Consider the following 4,848-nt stretch of genomic DNA (forward strand, 5'->3'; position numbering starts at 1 on the left):
AAAACATCAACAACCCCTAGTAAATAATGAAGAAATTATTGCAAAAGATATAATGGCTTCATTGGATGAATCAAAACAAAAAGTTTTTTCCAAAGTATTATCAACATTACCAATGAATCTTGTACAAGGACCTCCTGGGGTTGGTAAAACTCACTTAGTAAAAGCACTTTCTCAATTTATATTCAAGGAAGAACCAAACAGTAGAATACTTTTTACTGCTCAGAACCATGCAACCGTACAACATCTTTATCACGAAGTAGTCAAAGATTTTACAAATCAAGAAGAACATATCAATTCCCCTATTATTGTTAGATGCAACAAGGTTTCGGGGGAAGACAATGTCGTATTAAATAGTGCAGATGAAACAGGTTTAGACTATTTAAAGAGGTTTATCGAAAGTGATTTATTTAGAGATTCATCCAATCATAAATTAAAGAATGATATTGACAACTTACTTAAAGCATCTCCTGTAAAAAGATATCCTCTGATTAATCAACTGATAAAATCTGCAAGTTTAATATTTGCTACAACAAATTCTGATTATGTAGAACGGATGATAAAAGAGAGAGCACAGTTTGATTGGTCAATCATGGAGGAAAGTGGAAAGGTTACGGGTATAGAACTGATTAGTCCTCTTTTGTTATCTTACCGTAGATTAATGATAGGCGATCATCATCAATTACCACCATATAGATCAATCGAACTAAAAAATATATTAGTTAACAATAAAAAACTAATAAACATTTTCGAAGAAGTGGATAGCATAAACAATTTTAGATTAAAGAATGAACTGATTCGTAATGGGCACTTTTCTTCTATTAATGGCAACCAAGCAAAAGAAATAGGGCTACGAGCAACAAAATTTGTAAACCTATTTGAATCACTTATTCTGGATGATGAACAAGAGGATATAAGGTATGAACAATTATTTGGTAAAGATAAAATACGCAAAAATAAACTATCGTCTATGCTGTCAGTCCAGCATCGTATGCATCCATATATAGCAGAAGTAATTTCCAATGTTTTTTATAAAGACAAGTTAGTTACAGATAAGGATAAGGAAAGAAAATATCTTGACGAAGATTTTGATGCAGTAATAAATTTAAAAGAGGAATCTGCACTCAAAAACACACCGCCAATTATCTGGATTAACCAGCCTGATATACAGAAAGTTAAAGGCAGTCGTTCAGGAGAACATAAACCAATATGGTCAAATGAAAATGAATGCAAGGCAGTGATTTCGTTACTAAAAGATCTCGATAAGAATGCAACACCTACTAAAAAAATGAAATTGGTTGTACTTTCACCCTACTCCAACCAAGTAAAACTTATATCTAAATCTATAGAGATAGAGAAAAAAAAGAATGGTTTTAAACAGTTGTTGAATAATTTTATTCCTCCAGATGATAATGATGGTTATTGCCTTACAGTAGATTCATTCCAAGGAGGTGAAGCAGATATAGTTATAATTTCGTTAGTAAGAAACAATGGTAAAAGTACTATTAAAAGTGCTTTAGGATTTTTATCAGATCAACGTCGTATAAATGTCCTACTCAGTAGAGCTAAACATAAATTAATTATTATAGGCTCATATGATTTTCTTAAATCTTGGTCTAACAGGATCGCCAAGGAAAATCTAGAAGAGTATGATTTCATACCAAAACTAACAAAAACACTGGATTTATCATTATCTGAAAGCAAACTTGCTTCAATTGAATTCGAACCAATTGGAAATAAAGGCAAAAAAAATGGAAAATAAAAATATCTATGTTAAAGTTCCTTTTCATTTTGGCATTCATAAATTTAAAATATTCAAAGGACATAGATGGGGAGCTTTAGACCATTTTTTGCTTCTTGAAATTAGCCATAAATCATACCCTATAGATGAGTTATCTTCAAAATCTAACCTTCCACAAAGATTAATAATTGAAATAATAATTCCTTTTATGAAGTTGGGATGGGTTGAATTAGTAGAGTTAGATTCCAAATATCATTTCAGAATTACTGAAAATGGAAGAAATGTTGCAAATCTTGAAGAACTTCCCTATGAAAGAGAGCCTATGGAGTCTACAAGGAGATTTTTAATAGACCCTAAAACAGCTAAATGTTATAGGGTAAATGCAAGAAATCAAAACTATCAAACATATAAAAAACCAAGAGCAAACGAGTTGCTTAAGAACAAAACTTCTATTGCAACAGAACTTAATATTAAAAATCCGAAATATACCCCATTTTTGTCAGACGTTCTTAATTGTGTAGAAGATACTGATGAAGAAGTTATTGGATATGAAGAAAGAGTAAATGATAGACCGTACTATCAAAATACAACTTTTGCGATAGCACAGGTTGATGAAGCGGATAATATAACCGGAGTGCCATCCGATATATCAAAAGAATTAGCTGATGATATTATCGCTGCTGCTAATTTAAAACGAATTGAAAATAAAGAAAAAAATGATTCCCCCAATAATATCTCAAAGTTAAGTAAATATAATACCGAACCCCATGAGAATCGATTTGAAGAGCATTTCATTGATGAAAGTGAATTTAGTATAATATCTGGAGCAGAAAGCCATCGTGATCATTTGATAGATATGATCGATAATGCTATAAGCAGAATTATCATACACTCGACCTTTATACAGTTAAAGAACTTTCAAGTTATTTTTCAAAAATTAGTTTATTCTGCTCAAAGAGGTGTACAAGTTGATATATTATGGGGACAAGAAGAACCTGACGATGAGAGAAATATAGGAAGTTATAATCAATTTCTTAGTGGACTTTCTGTTTATAGAGACGAAATAGTAAAGCTTGGTCTAACTTCACTTTTCACTATACATTCAGATCCAACTGGCTCACATGCAAAAGTTATAGTATGCGATACGATGGAATACGGATATGGTGTTACTATAGGTTCATGTAATTGGTTAGCAAGTGGATTTAATCGGTATGAATGCTCTGTTTTTGTAACAAATAATTCCCTTATCACCGAAATATTAGATATAATGAGCATAATGTCAAAAGGGAAATCAAGAGTATCAAACTATTTGAGCAAATCCATTTCAGCCATCTCATACGAATTGAAAAAAACGTTTCATAATTCACCCTCAGAACTCTCTCAAAATAAAAATGTCAAAATAAAAATTGTCACTAAAAACGAACATCATGACTATGTATTAGATGCAAGAGACAATGCACAACATTCAATATTCATTGCAAGCCATAGAATAAGCAACAATGCAGAAAGACCAATTTTAACACCATTAATAAGCTCTATGACAGATAATAATAACTTGAATATAAACATGTACTATTCATCTCTTAGTGGAGGCATAAATACTCAGCAACTTGAAGAAATAAGTGATTCACTAAGAGAAAATGGAATTTTTTTAGAAAAAAAGAAAAACCCTATTTCTCATGCAAAGATATTATCTTGGGATAATGATCATATTTTAATTACAAGTCTTAACTGGTTATCAGCATCAGCTTATGGAAATCCATATGATGAATTGGGTTTCTACATTGAGAAAAAAGGTATCTTCTCTGTAATATCGAACAACTTTTAGATAATTTTCTGTTGAATCTTTACCAAGGATCTACAGCTGTAACTATCATTCTATATATTGAACTTCATGAGGATTATTAGGTGTCAGTATATATTACCATGATAGAGATCACCTGATAACATTGATGAAGATAAGTTCATATCACTTTCACAGAGCCATTTTTAATTTAACTTTGCTTGTAGTAGTGTGATTACCGAGGGACTTTGTCGTTTCAGTATACCTGCTCCCAGCTTAATGACTCAATCAAAGATCATCACAATACGTTAGCAAGTGATGATCTTGCTTTCTCAACTCGCAGCGCACTGGTATTCATTTGTTCCCGTAGCCAGATGGGAATTTTCCAATGAAAAAGCAATGACCTGTTCTTCTATATTCACGGGCAGTCCGATTTTTATGATATAATGCCGGATTAACGGTGGGTGTGTTTGAGTGCTTACGGTTCTTTTTTTCTGAAAAATTTACGGTAACGATAGAGCATGTCGTGGGAACAGCCACTCTGTCGGCTGGCTTCAGCGACATTGCCCAGTGTGCCTGCTAATGCCAGCGCATCCAACTTTCTCTGAATTTTCAAATCATACAACGAAGGTTTTGTCGGCTCAATCACTTCAGAGACACATAATTGTCGGCCTGCAAAGTAGGCCGTAAAACGTCCCTCACAGTACTTTCAGATCTCGATTTTCTGGTTGGCTATCGAATACCCACTTGTTGATATTGTTGAAGATAATGTTCTACCGCCCTGTGGGATTTACTGAGCAGCTTTGACGCATTAATAATGCTGATTTTTCCTTGTGCTACCTTGGCAATTATATCCACGGTGAGCTGTGCTTTAGCGTCCATCATAATCATCCTTTATCACCGCATTCATCAAGGAAAAATGAGTTATGGCCAAACACCAATAGAGACATTATTGGAAGGAAAAACAATTTGGGCTGAAAAAAATCTGACCCGAATTTAATCTGACAGACCCTGAATCAAAGTGGATGACTCTCAGAACAAGTATGAACTACTACACTTTATATCTATAATCTCTTTATGTGCTCTTTACCCCTTAGGAAAAAAACCAATATTAATGATAAAAATCAATAAAATATAAAGATAAAGAAACGAAACATTTCAGGGGCACATAAAGGGGCATGAAATCAATAGGTAAAAATAAATTATATATATTCAAGTAGTTAAATGTAATTACTAGTCCCGCCCTGGCACCAAATCAAAAACTTGATGATAAACATCGAGTTAGGGAATAAAAAGGCCACCGCACGGTAATACCGCTCGCTTAAGC

General features: G+C 33.1%; 4 protein-coding genes. 2 read left to right on the forward strand and 2 right to left on the reverse strand.

What is annotated here, in order from left to right; translation table 11 throughout:
- Both ABLA85_RS18255 and ABLA85_RS18260 read left to right on the forward strand, forming a co-directional pair.
- On the forward strand, window positions 1–1,759 hold a 1,759-nt coding region (locus tag ABLA85_RS18255), incomplete at its 5' end, for an AAA domain-containing protein (protein ID WP_367965747.1).
- On the forward strand, window positions 1,749–3,566 hold the full coding sequence (locus ABLA85_RS18260; protein WP_367965748.1) for a phospholipase D-like domain-containing protein: 1,818 nt from the start codon (window positions 1,749–1,751) through the stop codon (window positions 3,564–3,566). The genes ABLA85_RS18255 and ABLA85_RS18260, both read left to right, overlap by 11 nt.
- 433 nt (window positions 3,567–3,999) lie before the next feature.
- On the opposite strand, the gene ABLA85_RS18265 is transcribed toward ABLA85_RS18260, so the two are convergent.
- Together ABLA85_RS18265 and ABLA85_RS18270 are read right to left on the reverse strand one after the other, a co-directional pair.
- The gene (locus ABLA85_RS18265; protein WP_367965749.1) at window positions 4,000–4,170 is read right to left on the reverse strand and encodes a hypothetical protein; all 171 of its coding nucleotides are present in this window, start codon (window positions 4,168–4,170) and stop codon (window positions 4,000–4,002) included.
- A gap of 83 nt (window positions 4,171–4,253) precedes the next feature.
- Window positions 4,254–4,406 carry a hypothetical protein gene (locus ABLA85_RS18270; protein WP_367965750.1) on the reverse strand — a complete coding sequence of 51 codons (153 nt, stop codon included), beginning with the start codon at window positions 4,404–4,406 and terminating at the stop codon, window positions 4,254–4,256.
- Window positions 4,407–4,848 lie beyond the last annotated feature (442 nt).

This window comes from Xenorhabdus sp. SGI246 (assembly GCF_040838225.1).
GTDB classification, from domain to species: domain Bacteria; phylum Pseudomonadota; class Gammaproteobacteria; order Enterobacterales; family Enterobacteriaceae; genus Xenorhabdus; species Xenorhabdus indica.

Coding starts and splice junctions, on each gene's coding strand:
- ABLA85_RS18260 (WP_367965748.1), top strand. CDS start 1,749: ATGGAAAATAAAAATATCTATGTTAAAGTTCCTTTTCATTTTGGCATT.
- ABLA85_RS18270 (WP_367965750.1), bottom strand. CDS start 4,406: ATGATGGACGCTAAAGCACAGCTCACCGTGGATATAATTGCCAAGGTA.